Raw genomic sequence first — 20890 nt, 5'->3', positions numbered from 1 at the left:
GAACTGGTGCATGGTCGTAACCATATACAGCGCCTCTCACATGCGGATTGCCCCAGAAGAACCAGTTTGGAGCCGTTGAATGCATATCATGGTCTCCAACGAATTAGTCTGTGACCGCCTCCAGCGCTCGGGTAGTACAGTTAGATCGAACGCAGAAGCTGCTCCAGTCACGTCCTGATCTATCGGGAAAGTTTGTCGATGGATTGGATGCCAGAAAGGCACAACGGGTTCATCACGGCCTGCACAGATGATGATGCAATTTAGCGCCGTTGAGCACCTGATAGAAATCACCCTAGGATTGACTCCTGATTTTGGCAGCAATAGCCGTAACCTCAACACGCATGCCTGGCTTTCCTAAAGCTGCAACGCCAATACATGCACGGACTGGCCATGGCTTGGAAAAGTAGCGCCTGTAAACTTCATTGAAGCCAAGTCGATCTCCAGGGTGTGTTAAATAGATAGTCAAGTGCAAGACACGATCTAACGAACTCCCCGCTTTCTCGAGCGACTTCTTAAGCGCAAATAATGTACATTCACTCTGAGCTTGGATGTCGCCTTCCTCCATTTCGCCATCGGAGTTCAAAGGAATCTGGGTCGAAATCAAGAGATCGCCAAAGATCGCCACATCTGATGAAATTGAGTTCTGATCTTCATCTGGAATAAATTCGATATCAGCCTGCTGCATTTCACCATCCTTATTAATCAATAAAAAAGCGAAGCTCCACACTTGTCGGAGCCTCGCCAAAACTTTCAAAGCGTCTCCTTCCACGAAGGAAAAGCAATTCGATGCTTACAACATTTAACTGACTAGAACGCACATCTATTAATGCGACCTCAGATCTGAGATAAAAGTCTTAGCTCGTGGATGCTGCGGAGCTGAAAAAAAGCTTATCGGATCATTTTCTTCCAAAATAGCCCCCTGATCCATAAACCAAATTCTGTCAGCAACTTCACGTGCAAACCCCATCTCGTGAGTTACGCACATCATGGTCATTCCTTCTTTCGCGAGGGATTTCATGACGCCCAAAACCTCTCCTACCATCTCCGGATCAAGCGCACTAGTTGGTTCGTCAAAAAGCATCACTGGAGGATTCATAGCTAAGGCTCTTGCAATTGCCACACGCTGCTGTTGCCCACCGGATAGCTGCTGGGGATATGCTTCAGCTTTATGAGCCAGTCCAACTCGATCCAAAAGCTCCATTGCCCTTTTTTTGACCTCTGCTTTACCCTGTCCACGAACAGTAATGGGTGCCAGGGCAACGTTGTCGAGAGCAGACATGTGCGGAAAGAGATTGAACTGCTGGAACACAAATCCTACTCGAGACCTAAACTCATTGATATCCACACCCTTAGCGTGAATATTTTTTCCGTCCAAAAATATATCCCCACGTTGGATTTCTTCTAGACGGTTAATTGTTCGAATCAACGTCGACTTACCTGACCCCGACGGACCACATATAACCACCACTTCGCCCGATTTCACCTCGGCATTAATATCAACTAATGCCTGATACTCACCATACCACTTACTAACCTTGGAGAACTGGATCATTTGCTTCACTCCGATTAACACTGCTGACACCGAGGCGCTTACGAGTAATACGCTTTTCAAGAGTTTGCGCCAACTGAGTAAGACAGAAGCAAACTACGAAATATACAAGCGCCAGAATCATGAAGACTTCAAACGGCTTTGTTAGTAGCTGAGTATTGATCTGATTAGCAGAAAAAGTCAGCTCTTGCACACCAATAACGTAGCCTAACGAAGTTTCCTTTATCGTCGATATGAACTGACTGATGAGGCTCGGCACCATATTATAAAGAGCCTGAGGCAAGATCACTTTCAACATCGTTTTCCTGTAACTCAGACCTAAAGAACGTGCTGCCTCAGTTTGCCCTTTTGGCAATGATTCAATACCTGCTCGAACTACTTCTGATAAATAAGCCGCCTCATAGACAATGAGTGTACATAAAAGCGCGGTGAAGCCGCTTACCGTATGACCCACCATTAGCGGAACCAGGAAATAGCTCCAAAAAATCATCATCACCAGAGGTAGCCCTCTGATTACATATACAAGAATTGTCGCCGGGATGCGAAACAGCTTGAACGGTGAAATTCGGCATAGCGCAATCAACACACTAAGAGGAAATGAGATTAGAAGCCCTAGAACCGATAGAATCAGTGTTAGCGCTACGCCCCCCAGCACACCTTGCGGGTATTGACCCACCAGAATTTGCTGCCAATAAACTTCTATGACTTCCCACATAAATCACCTCGCCGGGATACGGGTATGATGGGCGACCACACTTCCAACCCACATCAGACTCAACGATACCAACAAATAAAACAAGGTAGCGATTAAGTACGCTTGAAAAGTTAAAAATGTCTGGTTTTCAATATCTCGCACCGCATACGTCAGTTCAGCTGCACCTACGGCCATTGCCAAACTCGTATTTTTGAATAGCAAAACGGTGTGATTTATGAAGGGTGGCGCGCAGATCCGAAGTGCCTGCGGCATTATCACGTGGCGCATTGATTTTAGGTAGCTCATTCCCAATGAACGTGACGCCTCATGCTGCCCAAAAGGTATCGAACGCAGTCCGCTACGAATATCTTCACAAAAGTACGCGGCCATGCACAGGCCAATAGCAATTGCAGGATATATAAACTCGCTTCCAAGCGCACTCAAATGATCCTGAACACTGACGGGTAATATATTAGAGACCCCAAAATACCATAGCAATATATGCACAAGCATAGGGACGTTACGTTGAAACGCCACATAGGACGCTACAATTTTTTGAAAAAAAACGATCTTTGATTCACGTACAATTGCTAGCATTGCGCCTAAAGCAACGGCCAAGATCCAACTAAATACGGTCAACTTCAATGTTAGTACTAGCCCTTCCAACAACAGCACATCATAGGGCGGTTGAAAAAGCGTAATAAAAGAGCTTAGGAAATTATGCATGTGTCGACTCCAGCCTGGCTGGCTTTGCCAGCCAGAACTCTAATACGTGATCTTTAAGGTACGATTGGTTGTACCTTAAAACCCCGTTCCATGCTGTAAATCGTGCCTTTACCCATCCACTTCTGGAAAATCTGGTCGGCTTCGCCTGAAGACTCCATCTGACTCAAAGTATCGTTGACCGCGGCTAAAAGCTGTGGCTCGCCTTTTTTAACACCTAGCCCCCAGTATTCTTGGCCAATAGGCTGATCTAAGACAACAATCTTCGAGTTATCACCCAGCTTTGCAATAAAACGTCGCAACATCGCTTCAGTTAAACCAAAACCATCCACCTTCCGCTGAGCAAGGGCCATAAAAGCTGATGGTGCATCGTCATAGCTTACGACCTTCGCTCCCGGGATGGAGGTGCGAATCATGACCTGTGTACTGGATCCTTTGATCGAGCTGATGCGTTTACCATCCAGCGCGTCAAGGGACTTATAGTTGGCGCTCTCCTGGACAGCCAGTTTCATCTCACTGAGGAAATAGCTGTTTGAAAAATCCACCTGTTCAGCTCGAGCAGGCGTGTAGCCTAGTACCGCAGCTAACAGATCTACACGGCCTTGGGAAAGCTCGGGGATTCGTGCATCCAGAGAGAGTTGCCGGTAGTCAGCCTTGACGCCGAGATGTTTCGCCACGCTTTTACAAAAATCGACGTCGTATCCGACCAACTCGCGACTGGCAGGATCGACATAGCCAAACGGCTCGAGTGTGCTCAACACACCGCAAATCAATGTCCCGCGGGCTTTGATATCAGCGAGCTGATCGGCCTGCGATTGGAGGGAAGTAACGCTTATCAACGCAGAGGCTGTGAGTACGCCTAACATCTTAATTTTCATCATGTTCCTCGCTTTTTGTGGTGAGCAGTTTGAAAAAATCCATCGCTCGAGCTTTTTGTTTTCGAGGGTCGGCTCGTGTTATGGCGATTCTTACAGAAGCCCTCCGCGGAAGCATAGTGATAATATCTGAAGGAAAAATATTCCAAAATGAGATTAATTGCATTTGAAGATATGATTAAGATTAGACGTTATTTTCGATGTACATTTAAAGTGTCGGATTTCATTGGTCTACGACGCCAAGGAATACCGTTGCCATTAATTCACGACAAAACGATCAACATACGTAATCTGGCAAGTTACTTGTGAGAATGATACTCTAGGTCTTAAATGCGGACCAACACCACTCTAGCAATAAGATAAAAGCACGCAACACAACGAGGGCACTCTACTGCCTTGAGTAGACCATACGACATCAACAGACAAAGCTAAGGAAGAGTTTTATGCTGCATGAAACTAATTTCTGCGGTAAAAGTTACAGATTAATAATAACCAAGACTCAAAATAATCGACCTAGTCGGATACAGCTAGATGGTCGAACCAGCGAACAGATATTGAAAAAGCTCATTTGCACCCTTAGGGAGATTGGATCGCAGCGACATTGAAAGTCAATAGCCTATCTAACTTTTCCTGCACACTCCTACCTTTCAAAAACTGCCAACACCACTCAACACCAACAAGCTCGCGGGACTTAAAGCCACATTTAGCTGCAGTTGGTAAACAAATGGATTTTGGCGGTTGGATTGGTCAACACATAGATCTTCGGCTGTCAAAACACTCATCCGTCGTTCAGCCCATAAGCTCACATTGGCTACCGTTTGGGTGAATCAGACTTAACGAATTCATCTTACTCATTCTGATGGGCGGCTGCACGCTTGAGGGATCTACGCAACGAACACCACCCATTGCTGCACCCGATGCATAAATCAAGTGCAATAGCCGCTACTAGTGCTTTAGATTAAGTGATGAGAGTCTGGTCGCATCCAAATGTGGCCGGAGCCCAACAATGTTAAACACGGTTTTGATTAGTGAAACGGGTGAACCTCAAGTAATGCGGTTCGAACAGACTATTCCTCAATCTCCTGGAGCTGGCGAGGTTTGGCTAGAGCAGGCAGCCATTGGAGTCAACCCGCTGGATCTAAGCCAGCGTAGCGGCGCAGTACTTGTGCCACTCCCCTCCAAGCTGGGCCTTGAAGGTGCTGGTTACGTTACGGCGATAGGCGCGGGTGTTACAGAAATCAAGGTTGGCGACAGAGTCGCGTATGCCACAGGCCCCCTTGGCGCTTACGCGAGCGGTCGCATTTACCCAGCAAACCGGTTGGTAAAGATCCCAGAGACTCTAGGTTTCGACGAAGCTGCGGCTACTCTTTTCAAAGGCATCACAGCGCACTATTTGCTTACAGACACTTACCCCGTTAGCAAGGGTACTACAGTGCTGTTATATGGTGCCGCAGGGGCGTTAGGGCAAATAATGGTGCCTTGGGCAAAACATCTGGGCGCCTTCGTGATTGGCGTTGTCTCTAAACAGGACAGTGTTGAGCGTGCCAAGTTGGCGGGATGCGATGAAGTGATTGTGTTCAACGCTGACACACTTCCCGCTCAAATATCACAAATCACCGATGGGAAAAAAGTTGACGTTGTGTTTGACCCAATCGGACGCGCTTCCTTTGAGGCTTCTCTTGACTGCCTTCGTCCACGCGGTTTGATGGTGTCTTTCGGTGTGGCTTCAGGCGCCCCGTCAGCTGTCGAAATTAGTACACTCAACGCTAAAGGCTCGCTTTTCCTGACCCGGCCCTCTCTGGCCGCGCATACCTCCACTGCGCTTGAGTACCAACAACGCGCAAGAGAAGTTTTGCACATGGTTGACGCGGGTATCATTAAGCCTCGAGTCTGGCGTCGCTACCCTTTATCTGATGCAGCCCAAGCCCATGCAGACCTGGAAAGCGGGTTGTCGCAAGGCGCAATCGTTCTTATACCCTAGATATTGCGAGGTTAATCGTTGTATGGATCTGTTCGACAGCCGACAGGCAGATGAAATTGCCACGATTTTGGCACTGTCCGAGCACGGTTCATTTACCGCCGCCGGGCGGATGTTACAGCGTCATCCTTCGGTGCTGTCAAAGCGTCTCAGTGCTTTGGAGACACGACTTGGTATTCGTCTGATAGAGCGCACAACAAGGCAACTCCGCTTTACGGATGAAGGTGAGCGGTTGGTTTCGCGGTTACGCCATGCCATCACTATGATCGAAGAAGCCGAGCAAGATGCTGCATTGAGCGCGGTGCAAGTCAGGGGTCGTTTGCGAATCGCTTTACCCGCAGCGATGGGGCGTATCTGGCTAAGCTCAATGCTGTCAGAGTTCGCTTTGGCCCACCCAGAGGTTTCGATTGAAGTTGAGTACTCGGAACGCTTCGTAGACATTGTCGCTGAAGGCTTTGATGCTGCTATCCGGATTGGTGAGCTGCCTGATAGCCGACTTGTGGCGAAGAGATTGTGTGATCATCGCCGCATTCTTTGTGCTGCACCTGCTTACCTGAAACGGGAAGGCATACCGAAGACTCCGGAAGAGCTAACTAAACACGATTGTCTTGGCTTCACGGGATTGCACTCGTATCCGGAGTGGAAATTGACCACGGATGGTGAGCATAAGACCATCAGAGTGCGCAGCACCATGATTAGTAACGACAACGAAGCTTTATTGTCAGCAGCTCGGATGGGACTGGGCATCATCGCCGGCGGTGAATGGCTGATGACAAAGGACATCAAATCCGGGCAGCTTGTCCGAGTTCTCCCTAAATGGCATCTCGATTCAGACGCTGGCGTTTTTCTGGTACGTCCATCGGCCAAGCACAACACAGCCACGACGTTAGCGTTCAAACAATGGTTCGAGGCGCAATTTGCCATAGGTGCGCCCTGGAATCTTAGCTGATTCCGCCACTTACCTCCGAGTTTCTGGCCGCGTTCAAAAACTCATCGGTGGCTTCGCTGATCGCCCTGATGGAACTGCTGGCGCAAGCCAAACAAACAGCTGAATTCACCGCCAACCTGTTCGAAGCCTTGACCCTGGCCACGCTCATCTACTTCACGCTGAACATGGGCCTGATGCTGCTCATGCGCAAAGTCGAGAAGAAAGTCGCCGTACCCGGCCTGATTTCCATAGGTAGCAAATGATGGAATTCGATTTCAGCGACATCACTTCTGCCCTTCCCGGCTTGTTGAACGGAATGGTCATGACCTTGGGACTGATGGCGATAGGCGTCGTCGGAGGGATTATCCTCGGTACGATCCTGGCATTCATGCGCCTAAATATCTCGATACAACTCAAGCACAATCTCCAGCGGATGCCTCAAGGCTCTGCTGGATATGCGTTTAACTTGGCTGCGACACGAGTAGCCGGTAGCAAGTGGCTCGCCTGGCATGTTCGCTGAGAGCTTACGATTCCATGACTGTTCAAAAATAACCCGCGATGTCTGCTGATTGCGCGACTCATGACCATAGGTACCGGACATCCCGCAACACCCCGTTGCTTCAACAATCAGCTCTAGATTCACACGACGGAAGACCTCAACCCATTGCTTGCTGCTCGCAGGCACATTGGTCTTCTCCGTACAGTGGGCCAGCAAACGAAATGTCCCAGGCATCTTGTGAGTAGGAGCTTGTCTCAAACAATCCAGTAACCACTCTTGAGGCAACTCAACCGCGGGAGGCTCCGCCAGGCCCGGTACTTTTGAGTACTCCTGGCGGTATACCAATGTCATCGCAGGATCCAGACCGACCAAGCGCACACCCGATTCACTCAAGGCTTGGAGCTGCCTGGCATTGCGCACCGCAGCCTTGTTGAATGCCGCTAGAAAGCCCTGTACATGAAGCGGCTTACCGTTGGGGCTGTACGGCGCGACAAAGACTTGAAAACCCATGCGCGATGCCAGTTCGATAAACGAGGCCAGCAAAGGCGTCTCGAAATACCGTGTGAAAGCATCTTGCACGATCACGACACTTTTATCGGCCTGAGCAGGACTCAGCATTGCCAGTCGTTCGGGCGTTGCCGATTCGACATTCCAACGGTCCAGCACAGCTTGGAAGTTGAAGCGACTGAGCAGTGGGCTGTCGACCATGCCTACTTTTTCGGCCAACCAGCGCTTCACAAATGGCGAAATCATCAGCTTATTGTAAAAGCCGGGAACCTTCGCAAAGTACGGGATACTGAACTCCAGCGAACCAATCAGGTAATCGCGCAAAGGTCGAAGGTAACGGCCATGGTAAAGCTCCAGAAACCGTGAGCGAAACTCCGGCACATTGACCTTGATCGGACACTGGCCCGCGCATGATTTGCAGGCAAGGCAACCGGCCATGGCGTCATAGACTTCATGGGAGAAATCGGGACTTCCCTGGCGCTGCGCCTGGCTGTTGCGCCAGCGTTGCGGCAAGCTTTTGAGAAAATGCGGGCGCCGCAGATGGGTTGAAAGAACATCGACACCTGCGTTCCCCTGTAGACGCAACCACTCACGGATCAGGGAAGCACGCCCCTTCGGTGAATGTTGTCGCTGCCGCGTAGCCTTCCAGGAGGGGCACATTGCATCGTCCGGATCGTAGTTGTAGCAGGCGCCATTACCATTGCAATGCACCGCAGACTCGTAGCTATTCCAGACGCGCTCGTCTATCTGTCGATCAAAATCGCCACGCATGATGGCCTCATCGATTTTGATTAATGATTCGGTGCTCTCCAGCGGGGTGGCAATTTTTCCGGGGTTGAATTGGTTGTAGGGATCGAAGGCCGACTTTACCGCTTGCAAGGATGGGTACAGTTCACCAAAAAATGCCGGGGCATACTCGGAGCGAATTCCTTTCCCATGCTCTCCCCAGAGCAAGCCGCCATAGCGCTGCGTCAGCGCTGCCACGCCATCGGAAATAGGCCGAATCAATGCGGCCTGCCGTGGGTCCTTCATGTTCAGTGCAGGGCGCACATGCAGGACACCGGCGTCGACGTGCCCGAACATTCCATACTGCAAACCAAAGCCGTCCAGCAATGCACGAAACTCGGCGATGTAATCCGCAAGGTTTTCAGGTGGGACTGCCGTGTCCTCGACAAAGGGCTGAGGTCGAATTTCGCCTTGTACATTACCCAGCAAGCCGACCGAGCGTTTGCGCATCGCATAGACTTGCTTTACCGCCTCGTCACCTTGCGCCAACGTATGACCGAGACGCTCTACGGTTTCATCCGTATGCAAATGCTCAACGAACGCTGCCACCCGACTTTCAACTTCCGAAATGTCGTCGCCACTGAACTCGACCAGGTTAATGCCCAATGTCGGTCGATCAGGGTTCTCTGGAAAATATTCAGCGACGCTGTGCCAGACAATGTCTTTCATTGCCAGCATCAGCACTTTCGAATCGACCGTCTCAATCGACAACGGTTTATGCTCGATCAATGAGCGAGCATCCCGCAAAGCATCCATGAAACTGACGTAGCGCACATTCACCAGCACCGAGTATTCGGGAATGGGCAAAACGTTCAATAGCGCCTCGACCACAAAGCCCAATGAGCCTTCGGCACCACACAGCACACTATTGAGGTTGAAACGCCCGTCTTCGCCACGGATATGCGCAAGGTCATAGCCGGTGAGGCAACGATTGAGTTTGGGAAACCGGGCCTCAATCAGATCGGCCTTGTCGGTGTGAATCCCTCGCACGACTCGGTGAACTTCTCCAATCCGATCATCGCGAGCACATTCGCCTTCCAGCTCATCTTCATCCAAAGGCCGGGAGTGAAGATGTTCACCGCCTAGCAGGATACTGTGCAGTTCAAGCACATGGTCCCGGGTCTTGCCGTAGGTGCAGCTGCCTTGTCCACTTGCATCGGTGTTGACCATTCCGCCGATAGTCGCCCTATTGGAGGTGGATAGCTCAGGAGCAAAAAACAGTCCATGAGGCTTGAGCGCAGCATTGAGCTGGTCTTTGACGACACCTGCCTGAACTCGTACCCACCTGCTCAGCGGATCGATTTCCAGAATTTTGTTCATGTGCCGCGAAAGATCCACCACGATCCCATCGGTCAGAGACTGCCCATTGGTGCCCGTGCCTCCGCCCCTCGCCGTGAGTTTTATTGCGCGATAATCAGGCGCAGCCAGAAGCCGTGCCACACACGCCACGTCGTCTTGATCCAAGGGAAAAATGACGGCTTGCGGCAGACGCTGATAAATCGAATTGTCCGTCGCCAGGACCGTGCGACTGGCGTAATCGGTTCCTACCTCACCTTTGAATCCTTTCGTTTTCAAGGCCGCAAGAAAATCACTGTAGTCAGGTGTTGTCAGGCTCGGCGGGAGCTGGGCAATCATTGAAGAAGTCTCACGAAGACGGGGACGACAACGCCACCACGCCAGTACAAGGGACCAAATGCACTGGGGTGGATGACATCCGTTGGCTTTTAGAAAAGTGTTCCGATTATTCGCCGAGGTAGGCTTTCTGCACTTGCTCGTTATGCAGCAATTCGTCCGCCTGCCCTTCCAGCGCAATGCGGCCACCATCAATCACATAGGCACGCTGACAGGTCTGGAGGGCGAGTTTCGCGTTCTGTTCCACCAGCAATAGCGTGACCCCGCCCTTCACCACTTCGCGAATGGTCTCGAAGATTTTTTGCACAATGATCGGCGCAAGCCCCATGGATGGCTCGTCGAGCAAGAGCAACTTGGGTTTGCCCATCAGCGCACGGGAAATAGCCAGCATCTGCTGCTCGCCGCCTGACATGGTGCCGGCAAGCTGGAACGCCCGCTCTTTGAGTCGGGGAAAGATGCCAAACATGCGCTCGATGTCGGCTTCGATGGCTGTCTTGCCATCGGTGCGTGAAAAGGCGCCCATTTCCAGGTTTTCGTAGACCGTCAGCTTAGGGAAAATGCCACGCCCTTCAGGGACCAGCGCCAAGCCTTCGCGTATCAAGTCGAAGCTCTTGATCTTCGAATGGACTTTTCCATCAAAGGTAATTTGTCCTGCGGTCGGCGTCAGCAGCCCGGCAAGCGTCTTGAGCGTCGTGGTTTTACCGGCACCGTTGGCCCCGATCAAGGCGACCATCTCACCCTCACCCACATGAAAGTCCAGCCCTTTGATCGCCTGAATGGCGCCATAGGAAACCTTGAGATCGTTCACCTGAAGAATATTTTTCATGCTCAAGCCACCGTCTCTGTGCCCAGATAAGCCTCGATTACCCGAGGATCTTTTTGTACCTGCGCAGGCAGGCCGTCAGCGATTTTCTTGCCAAACTCCAGCACCGTGACGTGATCGCACAGGCCCATCACCAGCTTCACGTCATGCTCGATCAGCAAAACCGTCTTGCCATCGCCTTTCATCTTGCACATCAGCTGACGCAAGCCCTCGGTTTCCGAGGCATTCATACCGGCAGCCGGCTCATCCAGGGCGACCAGCAGCGGCTCCGTTGCAAGCGCTCGCGCTATCTCCAGTCGACGTTGATCACCGTATGAAAGGTTTTTTGCCAACTCACCTCCGAACCGCCCAATGCCGACATAATCGAGCCAGTAGCGCGCCGATTCATGAATCTCGCGCTCCTCCTGGACACAACGACGGGTCCGCAAAATAGCGCCGAACACACCGCTTTTCGTCCGCACATGACGACCGATCATGACGTTCTCCAACGCCGTCATGTTGTGAAACAGGCGAATGTTCTGGAAGGTGCGGGAGATGCCGGCCTCAACCACTTTATGGGGTTTGCTGATCCTCAACGGCTTGCCATTGAAATTAACCTTGCCTTCCTCGGCGCGGTACAAGCCGGTCAAGACGTTGAATAACGTCGTCTTGCCTGCACCGTTCGGCCCCAGCAAGCCACGTATTTCACCGCGCTTGATACTCAGGTCAATGCCATGCAAGGCCTGTAGCCCGCCAAAAAACTTGCTGACTTTATGCAACTCCAGCAGTACGTCGCTCATACCTTATTCACCCCTTTCAGTCTGAACTCGGCTGTCGCTGGTTCCAGATGTTCTACGGTGCTATCCAGCACAGGTGCAGGAACCAACGGTTCGCCTTCATCTTCATGCAACTCGGCACGACGGCGGCTCGATGGCCAAAGTCCCTCTGGCCGGAATCGCATGACCAGGATCAAGGCAAGACCGAATACCAACATCCGCAACGTTGAAGCATCGAGGATATTGCGCAGTACTTCGCGGCTGATGAAGGTCACGTTATCCATGATGAAAGGTTGCACCCAGTTGACCAGGTCGCGGAATACTTCGGGCATGATCGACAGAATCAACGCGCCCAGCACCACGCCGCGGATTGAGCCCATCCCACCCAGCACCACCATCGCCAGGACCATGATCGACTCCATCAGGGTGAAGGATTCCGGACTGACAAACCCTTGGTAAGCGGAAAACAGTGCGCCGGACACGCCACCGAAGGTCGCGCCCATGGCAAAGGCCAGCAGCTTGAGGTTGCGCTTGTTCAGGCCCATGGCCTCGGCAGCTACTTCGTCCTCGCGCAACGCCATCCAGGCACGACCGATGCGCGACACTTCCAGACGCTTGGACAAAATGATTGCGAGGATGACGACCGCCAAGAAGAACAGGTAGTAGCTGATCACCGGTGAAACCTGCAAACCGAACAGACTCCACTTTGTCTGCAACGTCAGGATGGTGTCCGGCGCATGCCCGCTCGCGTAGCTCCAGGCGCCGGCATCGATGTGCAACGGGGCTATTCCTGAAATGCCCTGAGGACCGTTGGTGATGTTCACCGGCTGGTCCAGGTTGTTCATGAAGATCCGGATGATTTCGCCAAAGCCCAGCGTAACAATCGCGAGGTAGTCACCGCGCAACTTAAGCACCGGTGCACCGATCAAAACACCACATATCGCGGCAATGACGGCAGCCAACGGAATAATGATCCACAACGGCCAGTTCAATACCCCTTCAGCTAATCCCGCCATGTTCAGGTGAGGAGACGAGAGCAACGCGTACAGGTAGGCACCAATCGCATAAAAGCCGATGTAACCCATGTCCAACAGACCGGCGTAGCCGATCACGATGTTCAGCCCTAGCGCCAACAGCACATAGAGCATGGCAAAACCAAGTATTCGTACCCAGGTCGGTCCGAGGAAAGGAATCGCATCGACCACAAACGGCAGAGCAACGAATGCCAGTGCGAGTAGCGCGTATTGAGCGTAATTGTTCTTCATGGCGAAGCCTCCTATGCGCGGTCGGCCTGGCGCTCGCCCATCAGACCGTTAGGCCGGAAAAGCAAGACCATGATGAGCACCATGAACGCAAAGATGTCCTGGTAATTCGCACCGAGGAATCCTCCGGTCAGGTGGCCGGTGTAGCCTGCAGCGAGGGACTCGATCAGCCCCAGCAGGATGCCTCCGGCCATCGCGCCGAAGAGGTTGCCAATGCCGCCCAGCACCGCCGCCGAAAAGGCCTTGAGCCCCAGCAGTAATCCCATGTAGGCATCAGCCTGGCCATAGTTGACTGCCCGCATGACGCCAGCGACGGCACCCAGCGATGCACCGATAACGAAGGTGGCTGAGATAACCCGATTGATGTTTATACCCATCAAGCCAGCGACTTCCTGGTTCTGTGCCGTGGCCCGCATGGCCTTGCCGAGCCGGGTTTTGTCCACCAGCACCCAGAGGGCAAACATGATGACGACCGAGATGATCATGATGCTCATCTGGATGTTGGTAATGGTGGCGCCGAACACTTCGACAGGCCGGGTTTCAACAACCTCGGGAAAGGTCTTGTAGCCTCGCCCCCAGATCATCATCGCCAGGTTCTGCAGAAAAATTGAAATCCCGATCGCCAGGATAAGGGGTGTCAAGCGCGGTGCTTTGCGCAACGGTCGGTAGGCGAATTTCTCCATACCTTGTGCCATCAGCATGCAGACGACAGCCGCAATCATGATTGCGAACATCAGCGTCAATACACCTGGTGCAAATCCAAACCCTGCCAGCATGGTCAGCACCGAAATCGTCACCATCGCACCGACCATGACGATCTCGCCATGGGCGAAGTTGATCAGACCGATGATGCCGTAAACCATGGTGTAGCCCAGCGCCACAAGGGCGTAGATACTGCCGAGCACCAGACCATTGAGGATCTGCTGCAACAAGATACTAAGATTGGCGTCCACTTGGTGAATCCTCAAAGCTGCGTTGTATTCACCGGCGATCTCTTGCGAGAGCACGCGATGAAACTCATGGCAGATCAGAAAAAATATCTTCTTGTTGTTGTCGCGGGCCGTGGGGGCCCGCTTATCGTTCTAGATGTCGCTAAATCTTTATTCGCGTTCTACAGCCAAGGTTTTCCATTTACCGTTTTCGAACTGGAAAATTGTCGCGGCGGCATTTTTAAGATTGCCAGCCTCGTCGAAGGCAATGGTTCCGGTCACACCGTCGTAACTGGAACTTTTCAACACCGGCAGGTAAACGGCAGGATCGTCCGATTGCGCCTTGACCATTGCATTGATCGCAGCCCAGGTAGCGTCGTAAGCGGCCGGCGAAGATTGCACGACACCCATGCCATACTTGTCCTTAAGCTTTTGCTCGAACGCGGCGCCCTTCGGCATTTCCTGCAAAGGCGTTCCGTAGTTCCAGGCATAAGCCCCTTCAGCTGCGCTGCCGGCCATCTTCTTGAACTCGTCGTTCGGCAGGTTGCCGATGTTCATGAACTTGGCCTTGATACCCAGGTTTTTCATCTGCTTGGCCATGGGGGCCGCCTGGTAATCCAGGGCGGCAAAGAACACCGCGTCTACTTGTTGTGCTTTAGCGGTGGTCAGGATGGCGTTGAAATCTGTGGCCTTATCGTTGGTGTATTCACGCACCACGACATTGCCGCCAGCCGCCTTGACCGCCTTGTTCACCTCATCGGCCAGCCCCTGGCCGTAAGCGGTACGGTCATCGAAGATCGCAATGCGTTTGGCACCGAGTTTGTTGACCAGGTAATTGCCGGCGTAACGACCCAGCGTGGCGTCATCGTTGACCACACGGAACACCGATTTGATGCCTTGCTTGGTCAGCGCTGGATTGGTGGCCGAAGGAGAGATTTGGGGAATGCCGGCGTCGCCGTATATTTTCGAAGCAGGGATACTGGTGCCCGAATTGTAATGGCCGATGACGACCGCCACCTTGGCATCGACCAATCGCTGGGCCACCGCGGTACCGGTACGAGGGTCAGCCACGTCGTCCTCTGAGACCAACTTGAACTCGGCAACCTTGTCGCCAATTTTCAGTTTTTGCTGGTTGGCCTCTTCGATGGCGATGCTCACGCCATGTTCAACATCCAGGCCCTGGTGGCCGGAGGGGCCGGTCAGTGGCCCGGCAAAACCGATTCGGACCAGCTCGGTCTCGGCAGCAGTGGCGACCCCGACACTGAGCGCCGAAGCCATGGCCGCAGCAAGTGCTGTGCAGATCAGGTTGTGTTTACGCATATACGCCTCCCAGAAATCATCGGACAAACGAATTGAGCACGTTGGCGTGCAAGTCTTCTTTTCCACGCCCGGCGCCCTGTCACGGCAACCAGACCTTATTCGGGACAATCTCACTGCATTGCAAAGTCGCATTGGCGACTGCACTTGTAAGATAACAGTCAGCAGGCAACTGTCAATGGGTGTATGCTAGGTGTTAGCGAAAATGAGAAAGAAGAATTTCTGGCGGCGGGAAAAATGCACAAATCCGACGCGCACCCATCGCCAAGATGGGACGTTCGCACCATGTGAGGTCAGTTGTTTGATAACATACGGGTATCGGTCAACTGGCAGGAACATCGGCCAAATGACGAAAGAAACAAAGACTTTGCATTTATTTGACGAGGTCCAGTGAGCTGTACAACCATTCATCTTCCGTGATGAGCATTCAGTTTCAGGAGCAACAAAATGGACGCGACGACTGGTACGCGCAGGGAAAATCTTGCAGAGACGGTGATTCGTGAACTGTCCAATCGTATTGATGTAGGCACATACGGTCCTGGTGAAAAGCTGCCTTCCGAACAGGCGCTGTGCAAGGAATTCAACGTCAGCCGACCGGTGATCCGCGAGGCCGTCGCTTCGCTACGCCTGGGTGGCCGCCTGATTGCACGCCAAGGTGTGGGCGTGTTTGTGGTGGAGCAGGACGTAAAGCGCATCGGCTATGCACTCAGCACCGCCGTGGATGATGTCCGAGCAGCAGCCCAAGTGCTGGAGCTTCGCCTGGGCATTGAAACCGAGTCTGTTGCCCGGGCCGCCGAACGCCGAAGTCCCACCAGCATGGCCGACATCACCCAGGCTTTCGATCGCTTCAATGCACTGGACGGCACCGACCTCGAAGAAGAAGCCAAGGCCGATTTCGAGTTTCACCTGGCCATCGCCCGCGCCACCAATAACCCACATTTCACCCAGCTGCTAGAGGCATTGGGGCCGGACATCATCTTTGACCTGCACCTCAAGCACGGGCAATCCACAGGCAAGAGCCGCCAGGCACACATCAAGAAAATCGGCCGGGAACACGGCGCGATTCTTTCGGCGATCACCATGGGTGACATCAACGGTGCCCGCAATGCACTGCGCAAGCACCTTGAAGAAAGCCTGTCGCGCTATCAGCGCCTGGTACAGAGCGGAGAGTGATCTCCGCCCTGCGGTTCCAACTGATCAGCCAAGCCCCAGGCACAAGTATTTGATCTCGACGTAGTCTTCGATACCGTAGCGCGAACCTTCGCGCCCCAGGCCAGAAGATTTGACGCCGCCAAAGGGTGCAACTTCCGTAGCCAGCACGCCCACGTTCACACCCACCATCCCGTATTCCAGCGCCTCAGACACACGCCACACGCGCCCCAGGTCACGGGCGTAGACGTAGCAGGCCAGGCCGAACTCCGTGTCGTTGGCCAGGCCGATCACCTCGCTCTCGCTACTGAAGCGGAACAAGGGCGCCACCGGGCCGAAGATTTCCTCCTGCGCCACACGCATATCGGCGGTCACATCGGCCAGCAGGGTCGGCTCGTAAAAAGCGCCGCCCAAGGCGTGACGCTTGCCGCCCGCCACCACCCGCGCGCCGGCCTCACGCGCATCGACCACCAGGGCCTCGACACCGGCCAGCGCCTTTGCGTCGATCATCGGACCGACTTCGATACCAGCCTGGGTGCCGTCGCCGACTACCAGACTATTGATCCGCGCAGCAAATTTCTCGACGAATTGGTCGTAGATGCCATCTTGGATAAAGAAGCGGTTAGCGCACACACAGGTCTGGCCTGCGTTGCGGAATTTGGCAATCACAGCACCTTCAACCGCTGCGTTCACATCCGCATCGTCAAACACAATGAAAGGTGCGTTGCCCCCCAGCTCCATCGTGACTTTTTTGACCGTAGCGGCGCATTGCTCAAGCAGCTTGATGCCAATCGGCGTAGAGCCGGTGAACGAAAGCTTGCGCACGATGGGACTTGAGGTTAGCTCTCCGCCGATCGCTCCGGAATCACCCGTGACCACGCTCAGTACACCTCGGGGAATGCCCGCCCGCTCAGCCAGCACGCAGAGTGCAAGCGCGCTGAAAGGCGTCTGTGACGCCGGCTTAAGCACCAACGTGCATCCCGCCGCCAATGCTGGTGCAGCCTTGCGGGTAATCATGGCCGCCGGGAAGTTCCACGGCGTAATCGCGGCACAGACACCAATGGGTTCCTTGGTCACGATCAGCCGTCGATCAGCGTGGGGTGACGGGATCACATCGCCATAAATGCGCTTGCCCTCCTCCGCATACCACTCCACGTAAGCCGCAGCGAAGGCAATTTCTCCGCGCGCCTCGGCCAGTGGCTTGCCTTGCTCGGCCGTCATGATCTGCGCGAGATCTTGCTGATGGTTCATGATTTCGCGAAACCAGGCTTGCAGGCGCGACGCCCGCTCTTTGGCGGTGAGTGCACGCCAGGCAGGCAGTGCGGCCTGGGCAGCGTCAATCGCGCGGCGGGTTTCACTGGCGCCCATACGCGGCACACGCCCTATCACTTCACCGGTGGCCGGATTGGTGACGTCGATGGTTTGGGCATTGTCAGCCGCCACCCATTGACCATCGATGTAGCAAAATTCACGCAGCAGTTCAGGATCGGCAAGTCTCATGATGAGGCGCTCGTATAAATTGAAGGCAAAAAAAAGGCGGGACGATCAATCCGTCCCGCCCGAGGTCAATCAGCGCGAAGCGAGGGCTTTTTCGCGTATCTGGCTCAAGGTCATTCGCGGTGTCAGCGCTTCCGGATCGACCTGGATTTCGATCAGTGCCGGCTTCTGCGAATTGACACACCGCTCGAACGCCTCGGCGAACTGTTCGGTCGCCACGACCGTCTCGGCATGGAAACCGTAGGAACGGGCCAACATGGCGAAATCCGGGTTGTGCAGTTCGGTTCCGGAAACGCGACCCGGATAGCTGCGCTCTTGGTGCATGCGGATGGTGCCGTACATGCCGTTGTTCACCACGATCACCACCAGACGGGCGTCGTAGTTGGCAGCCGTTGCCAGCTCCTGACCGTTCATGAGGAAACAGCCATCGCCAGCAAATGCCACGACTGTACGATCTGGAGCGGTGATCTTGGCCGCCACCGCCGCCGGCACCCCATACCCCATCGAGCCATTGGTTGGGCCCAGCAGCGTACGGAAGGTGCGGTGCTGATAGCCGCGATGCACCCAACCGGTGTAGTTGCCCGCACCGCAGGTGATGATGCTGTCGTGGGGCAGGCGATTATTGAGCCAGGCAATGACCTCGCTCATTTGCACAGGACCCGGCGAAGCTGGGCAGTCAAAATTGGCGCGGTAACCACGGTTGAGTTGTTCCGTCCAGTCAGCCAGCCCTTGCGGGTTGACGGCTGGCAAGGCTGCCACCTGCGCCGCGAAGGTTTTCATCCCGGCATTGATCGCAAGGGTGGGTTGATAGACCCGACCCAGCTCTTCAATACCCGGATGCACGTGAACCAGCTTTTGCTTGGGAACCGGAATGTTCACCAGCGAGTAACCGCCCGTGGTCATCTCGCCGAGACGAGCACCGATCACCAGCAACAGATCCGAATTTTTAACAGCCTCAACCAACTCAGGTCCGGCAGCCAGCCCTAAGTCACCCGCGTAATTGGGCAGCGTGTTATTGAACAGATCCTGGCAGCGGAACGAAGCGGCTACCGGCAAATTCTGTTTCTCGATAAACGTGCGGATATTGTCAACCGCCTCCCCGCTCCAGCCGCCACCGCCAAGCACCACCAGCGGACGCTGCGCCTGACCGATCAGGCTTTGCAGTTGTTCGAGCGAAGCAGGCGAAGCGGCCGGCTCGATGGCCTGCGCAGGACCGGCATCCGCAACATCCACCAGATCCGTCAGCATGTCTTCCGGCAGCGCCACGACGACCGGACCCGGCCGACCGTTGGTGGCGCGATGGAAGGCCTGGCTGAGTAGTTCCGGCAAACGCGCAGCGTCGTCCACTTCGACGACCCATTTGGCCATTTGACCAAACATGCGGCGATAGTCGATTTCCTGGAAGGCTTCGCGCTCTACCTGATCCCGGGCAACCTGACCGATGAACAGGATCATTGGCGTGGAATCCTGGAACGCCGTGTGCACGCCCACCGAAGCATTGGTTGCGCCCGGACCACGAGTCACGAAACAGATGCCCGGCTTGCCTGTCAGCTTGCCGTACGCCTCGGCCATGTATGCCGCCCCGCCTTCCTGACGGCAGACGATCAGTTCGATATCGTCCTTAGCATCATGCAGCGCATCGAGTACTGCCAGATAGCTTTCGCCGGGCACACAGAAAGCACGCTCGACGCCGTTGATGCGCAATGCATCGACCAGCACCTGACCGCCTGTGCGGGTCGCTATGGAATTGTTGTTAGTCATCGTTGTTCTCCATCAGGCCTCGCGGTCAGATGACCGAGTCTTCCAAAAAGGGACGGTTTTCCACCACGCGGTCGTAAGACAGCGCGCTCAGATCCAGGCTGCGGTATTCACCGTAAGTGATCAGTTCACTCAGGCCGCGACCAATCGCAGGCGCCTGTTGCAGGCCGTGACCGCTGAAGCCATTGCAGAAAAGGAAGTTGCGCACCTCATTGTGCGGCCCGACGATTGCGTTGTGATCCAGCACGCAGAAGTCGTAGTGCCCTGCCCAGGAGTTCACCACCTTGATCGCCTCAAACGCTGGGACACGTTCAGCAAGGATCGGCCAGACCTCTTCGTCGAATTCGTCGTGCAAGACCTCGAAGTCATCGAAATCCACTTCGGGATCGACTTTGGGATAAGTGCCGCCGAGGTACAGATGGCCTTCCGGACGAAAAAACACGCCGGTCGGATCGATCGTCAGCGGGACCACACCTTGCAGCGGTGTGTGGCAGTCGAACACGAACAGCGAGCGCCGACGCGACTCGACCGGGATCTGCAAACCGGCCATTTTTGCCACTGTGGGGCCGCGGGTGCCGGCAGTGTTGACCAAGTATTCACAGGTGATGCGCTCACCACCGGCCAAGGTCACGCCAGTGACCCGATCGCCCTTGCGCAAGACTTCAACCACCTCGTTCTCGATGTACTCGACACCCATCGAGCGCGCTTTCTTGCGAAAGCCGTTCATGATGCCGTAATTGTCGAACCAACCCTCGTCCTTCTCACCATAGGTTCCGCCAGCCAGGCTGTCGGGGTTGACCCAGGGGAAACGTTTGATCAGCGCTTCCGTGTCCATGAGGGTCACATCGGCGCCGTTGTCCAGCTGTGTCTGATGCAGACGTTTGAGCACGTCGAAGCCCTTCTGGTCGGCCAGGAACAGATAACCGTTTTCCTTGAAGGCCAGGTCAGGCTTATCGCCATTGACCTCCATCAGTTGCGGGAAATCCCGGATAAACTGGGCACCAAACCGAGAGATCTGAATATTGATCGGGTTGGAAAACTGCACGCGGATCGAGCTGCTGGAGAGCGCCGTGGCCGACTGCGCATAGGTCCAGTCACGCTCGATGACCAGCACCGACCCGGTGAAGTCCGGGTTGTTGGCCAGGAAATAAGCCGTCGCACTGCCGTTCACCGCGCCGCCCACGATCACCACGTCGTAGTGTTGCTTTGTAGCTGTCGAAGCCATGGTT

17 protein-coding genes and 2 pseudogenes are annotated in these 20890 nt (G+C 54.1%); 5 read left to right on the top strand and 14 right to left on the bottom strand.

From position 1 onward, the window contains the following. Positions 1 to 292 precede the first annotated feature (292 nt). The 5 genes from KW849_RS13850 to KW849_RS13830 all read right to left on the bottom strand — a co-directional run bounded on the left by KW849_RS13850 (position 293) and on the right by KW849_RS13830 (position 3847). Complete coding sequence (locus tag KW849_RS13850; protein WP_218430071.1) at positions 293 to 685, bottom strand: RidA family protein; 393 nt, start codon at positions 683 to 685, stop codon at positions 293 to 295. 138 nt (positions 686 to 823) lie between these two features. Next, positions 824 to 1552 carry an amino acid ABC transporter ATP-binding protein gene (locus KW849_RS13845; protein ID WP_218429881.1) on the bottom strand — a complete coding sequence of 243 codons (729 nt, stop codon included), beginning with the start codon at positions 1550 to 1552 and terminating at the stop codon, positions 824 to 826. Beyond that, entirely contained in the window at positions 1530 to 2264 is a 735-nt protein-coding gene (locus KW849_RS13840; RefSeq protein ID WP_218429880.1) for an amino acid ABC transporter permease, read from the bottom strand. The genes KW849_RS13845 and KW849_RS13840 overlap by 23 nt, the downstream gene beginning before the upstream one ends. Before the next feature lie 3 nt (positions 2265 to 2267). Then, positions 2268 to 2969 carry an amino acid ABC transporter permease gene (locus KW849_RS13835; protein WP_218429879.1) on the bottom strand — a complete coding sequence of 234 codons (702 nt, stop codon included), beginning with the start codon at positions 2967 to 2969 and terminating at the stop codon, positions 2268 to 2270. A 53-nt stretch (positions 2970 to 3022) separates the two neighbouring features. After that, positions 3023 to 3847, bottom strand: coding sequence for an ABC transporter substrate-binding protein (locus tag KW849_RS13830; RefSeq protein ID WP_256357217.1), 825 nt, complete (start codon positions 3845 to 3847; stop codon positions 3023 to 3025). Between the two features lie 1045 nt (positions 3848 to 4892). On the opposite strand from KW849_RS13830, the gene KW849_RS13825 reads away from it, so the two are divergent. The 4 genes and pseudogenes from KW849_RS13825 to KW849_RS13810 form a co-directional block, all read left to right on the top strand. Continuing rightward, the gene (locus KW849_RS13825; RefSeq protein ID WP_371319143.1) at positions 4893 to 5822 is read left to right on the top strand and encodes a quinone oxidoreductase; all 930 of its coding nucleotides are present in this window, start codon (positions 4893 to 4895) and stop codon (positions 5820 to 5822) included. 22 nt (positions 5823 to 5844) lie between these two features. Continuing rightward, positions 5845 to 6768, top strand: coding sequence for a LysR family transcriptional regulator (locus KW849_RS13820; RefSeq protein WP_218429877.1), 924 nt, complete (start codon positions 5845 to 5847; stop codon positions 6766 to 6768). Beyond that, a pseudogene (locus KW849_RS13815) lies at positions 6765 to 7010 on the top strand (amino acid ABC transporter permease); the annotation flags it as partial. The gene KW849_RS13820 and the pseudogene KW849_RS13815, both read left to right, overlap by 4 nt. Then, positions 7010 to 7153: pseudogene (locus KW849_RS13810) on the top strand (amino acid ABC transporter permease); the annotation flags it as partial. The pseudogenes KW849_RS13815 and KW849_RS13810, both read left to right, overlap by 1 nt. Here KW849_RS13810 and KW849_RS13805 read toward each other — a convergent pair. The 6 genes from KW849_RS13805 to KW849_RS13780 form a co-directional block, all read right to left on the bottom strand. Further along, positions 7142 to 10174, bottom strand: a complete 3033-nt coding sequence (locus tag KW849_RS13805) for an FAD-binding and (Fe-S)-binding domain-containing protein (RefSeq protein WP_218429876.1) — start codon at positions 10172 to 10174, stop codon at positions 7142 to 7144. The pseudogene KW849_RS13810 and the gene KW849_RS13805 sit on opposite strands and share 12 nt — an antisense overlap. 106 nt (positions 10175 to 10280) lie before the next feature. Further along, positions 10281 to 10997: an ABC transporter ATP-binding protein gene (locus tag KW849_RS13800; RefSeq protein ID WP_218429875.1), complete on the bottom strand. Its 717-nt coding sequence runs from the start codon at positions 10995 to 10997 to the stop codon at positions 10281 to 10283. Between the two features lie 2 nt (positions 10998 to 10999). After that, positions 11000 to 11773: an ABC transporter ATP-binding protein gene (locus KW849_RS13795; RefSeq protein WP_218429874.1), complete on the bottom strand. Its 774-nt coding sequence runs from the start codon at positions 11771 to 11773 to the stop codon at positions 11000 to 11002. Next, entirely contained in the window at positions 11770 to 13014 is a 1245-nt protein-coding gene (locus KW849_RS13790; protein ID WP_218429873.1) for an ABC transporter ATP-binding protein, read from the bottom strand. The genes KW849_RS13795 and KW849_RS13790 overlap by 4 nt, the downstream gene beginning before the upstream one ends. Positions 13015 to 13025: 11 nt before the next feature. Next, positions 13026 to 13964, bottom strand: coding sequence for a branched-chain amino acid ABC transporter permease (locus tag KW849_RS13785; protein WP_108231930.1), 939 nt, complete (start codon positions 13962 to 13964; stop codon positions 13026 to 13028). A 147-nt stretch (positions 13965 to 14111) separates the two neighbouring features. Beyond that, positions 14112 to 15260 carry a branched-chain amino acid ABC transporter substrate-binding protein gene (locus KW849_RS13780; RefSeq protein ID WP_218429872.1) on the bottom strand — a complete coding sequence of 383 codons (1149 nt, stop codon included), beginning with the start codon at positions 15258 to 15260 and terminating at the stop codon, positions 14112 to 14114. A gap of 444 nt (positions 15261 to 15704) precedes the next feature. Here KW849_RS13780 and KW849_RS13775 point away from each other — a divergent pair, with 444 nt between their 5' ends. Then, positions 15705 to 16430 carry a FadR/GntR family transcriptional regulator gene (locus KW849_RS13775; protein ID WP_218429871.1) on the top strand — a complete coding sequence of 242 codons (726 nt, stop codon included), beginning with the start codon at positions 15705 to 15707 and terminating at the stop codon, positions 16428 to 16430. A gap of 24 nt (positions 16431 to 16454) precedes the next feature. Here KW849_RS13775 and KW849_RS13770 read toward each other — a convergent pair whose 3' ends face one another. From KW849_RS13770 to KW849_RS13760, 3 genes are all read right to left on the bottom strand, one after another. Beyond that, on the bottom strand, positions 16455 to 17906 hold the full coding sequence (locus KW849_RS13770) for an NAD-dependent succinate-semialdehyde dehydrogenase (protein WP_218429870.1): 1452 nt from the start codon (positions 17904 to 17906) through the stop codon (positions 16455 to 16457). A 69-nt stretch (positions 17907 to 17975) separates the two neighbouring features. Continuing rightward, positions 17976 to 19664: a thiamine pyrophosphate-binding protein gene (locus KW849_RS13765; protein ID WP_218429869.1), complete on the bottom strand. Its 1689-nt coding sequence runs from the start codon at positions 19662 to 19664 to the stop codon at positions 17976 to 17978. A gap of 25 nt (positions 19665 to 19689) precedes the next feature. Then, on the bottom strand, positions 19690 to 20886 hold the full coding sequence (locus KW849_RS13760; protein ID WP_218429868.1) for an FAD-binding oxidoreductase: 1197 nt from the start codon (positions 20884 to 20886) through the stop codon (positions 19690 to 19692). Positions 20887 to 20890: the final 4 nt, after the last annotated feature.

The sequence above is a fragment of the Pseudomonas sp. PDM26 genome (assembly GCF_019219185.1).
Taxonomy (GTDB): domain Bacteria; phylum Pseudomonadota; class Gammaproteobacteria; order Pseudomonadales; family Pseudomonadaceae; genus Aquipseudomonas.
The sequence above is the reverse complement of the archived record's forward strand: the minus strand, read 5'-3'. Positions and strand labels throughout refer to the sequence as shown.

Bases quoted from the DNA above. Each gene is read 5' to 3' on its own strand.
- KW849_RS13795 (WP_218429874.1), bottom strand. From the start codon at position 11,773: ATGAGCGACGTACTGCTGGAGTTGCATAAAGTCAGCAAGTTTTTTGGC.
- KW849_RS13800 (WP_218429875.1), bottom strand. From the start codon at position 10,997: ATGAAAAATATTCTTCAGGTGAACGATCTCAAGGTTTCCTATGGCGCC.
- KW849_RS13830 (WP_256357217.1), bottom strand. From the start codon at position 3,847: ATGATGAAAATTAAGATGTTAGGCGTACTCACAGCCTCTGCGTTGATA.
- KW849_RS13760 (WP_218429868.1), bottom strand. From the start codon at position 20,886: ATGGCTTCGACAGCTACAAAGCAACACTACGACGTGGTGATCGTGGGC.
- KW849_RS13820 (WP_218429877.1), top strand. From the start codon at position 5,845: ATGGATCTGTTCGACAGCCGACAGGCAGATGAAATTGCCACGATTTTG.
- KW849_RS13835 (WP_218429879.1), bottom strand. From the start codon at position 2,969: ATGCATAATTTCCTAAGCTCTTTTATTACGCTTTTTCAACCGCCCTAT.
- KW849_RS13790 (WP_218429873.1), bottom strand. From the start codon at position 13,014: ATGAAGAACAATTACGCTCAATACGCGCTACTCGCACTGGCATTCGTT.
- KW849_RS13775 (WP_218429871.1), top strand. From the start codon at position 15,705: ATGGACGCGACGACTGGTACGCGCAGGGAAAATCTTGCAGAGACGGTG.
- KW849_RS13765 (WP_218429869.1), bottom strand. From the start codon at position 19,664: ATGACTAACAACAATTCCATAGCGACCCGCACAGGCGGTCAGGTGCTG.
- KW849_RS13780 (WP_218429872.1), bottom strand. From the start codon at position 15,260: ATGCGTAAACACAACCTGATCTGCACAGCACTTGCTGCGGCCATGGCT.
- KW849_RS13840 (WP_218429880.1), bottom strand. From the start codon at position 2,264: ATGTGGGAAGTCATAGAAGTTTATTGGCAGCAAATTCTGGTGGGTCAA.
- KW849_RS13770 (WP_218429870.1), bottom strand. From the start codon at position 17,906: ATGAGACTTGCCGATCCTGAACTGCTGCGTGAATTTTGCTACATCGAT.
- KW849_RS13805 (WP_218429876.1), bottom strand. From the start codon at position 10,174: ATGATTGCCCAGCTCCCGCCGAGCCTGACAACACCTGACTACAGTGAT.
- KW849_RS13850 (WP_218430071.1), bottom strand. From the start codon at position 685: ATGCAGCAGGCTGATATCGAATTTATTCCAGATGAAGATCAGAACTCA.
- KW849_RS13825 (WP_371319143.1), top strand. From the start codon at position 4,893: ATGCGGTTCGAACAGACTATTCCTCAATCTCCTGGAGCTGGCGAGGTT.
- KW849_RS13845 (WP_218429881.1), bottom strand. From the start codon at position 1,552: ATGATCCAGTTCTCCAAGGTTAGTAAGTGGTATGGTGAGTATCAGGCA.